Raw genomic sequence first — 499 nt, 5'->3', positions numbered from 1 at the left:
ACGACGGGCTGCGCCCCGGTCGCGGGAGAGACAGCATCTTTGCCGGTGTCATGTGCAGGAGTGACCACGATCACCTAGTCTTGCGCCCGTTGCGGGTGAAATGCATCAGCTCGGCTCCGACGGCGTGGGCGAGAGGTGGGACATGGTGACGGTCCGACGGGGGCTTCGCGCCACGGTGCGACGGACGATCGGCGTGCTGTCGCCGGTCGTCGGCGGGTTCTACTTCGGGGCGCTGATCGCCGGCGTGGCGCGTGCCGCACGCGGTGCCGGCCACCGGGTCGTCGCCGTCCAGACGTACCCCGCGGGGCTGGACCGGGAGCGCTACCCCGACGAGTCGGTCCTCGACACGCCGGTCGCGCTGGGGGCGGTGGACGGGCTCGTCGTCATCGGCAAGTCGCTCAGCGCCGAGCGGCTCGCGGCCGTGCGCGAGTGGGGCGTCCCGGTCGTGCTCATCAGCGAGGACCCGGCCCACCCGGACGACCCCGTGCTCGTGCCCGAC

At 72.7% G+C, this 499-nt stretch carries 1 pseudogene; it reads left to right on the top strand.

Annotated features, from left to right (window positions below):
• Positions 1–142: 142 nt before the first annotated feature.
• Positions 143–499 (top strand): annotated as a pseudogene (locus G3I71_RS46800) (hypothetical protein); the annotation flags it as partial.

Origin of the sequence: Streptomyces sp. SID12501, from assembly GCF_010550245.1 — a bacterium.
GTDB lineage: Bacteria > Actinomycetota > Actinomycetes > Streptomycetales > Streptomycetaceae > Streptomyces.
The sequence above is the reverse complement of the archived record's forward strand: the minus strand, read 5'-3'. Positions and strand labels throughout refer to the sequence as shown.